We start from the raw sequence: 301 nt of genomic DNA, 5'->3' as shown, positions 1-301 counted from the left end.
CCCTGAGTGCCGGCACCCTCGCCAGCCTCCCGGCCCTCGCCGCCGACGAGCTGCATTACAACCAGATTTCCCTGCGCGCCGAAGTCAGCCAGGAAGTGGCCCGCGACCTGATGATCGTGACCCTTTATACCGAAGACCAAAACACCGACCCGGCCAAACTCGCCGCCGACGTCAGCACCACCATGAACAAAGCACTGGCCCAGGCCAAACAGGTCAAAGACATCACCCTGCGCCAGGGCAGCCGCAACAGCTACCCGATCTACGACACCAAGGGCCAGAAAATCACCGGCTGGCGTGAACG

General features: G+C 62.8%; 1 protein-coding gene. It reads left to right on the top strand.

Features of this window, described 5'->3' with window-relative positions:
- Positions 1-301 (top strand): SIMPL domain-containing protein (locus SB772_RS39950; RefSeq protein ID WP_410838512.1); only part of this gene is annotated, 301 nt, incomplete at both ends.

The sequence above is a fragment of the Paraburkholderia sp. SIMBA_030 genome (assembly GCF_046535245.1).
GTDB lineage: Bacteria > Pseudomonadota > Gammaproteobacteria > Burkholderiales > Burkholderiaceae > Paraburkholderia.
This window is presented reverse-complemented; position numbering and strand designations above follow the sequence as displayed.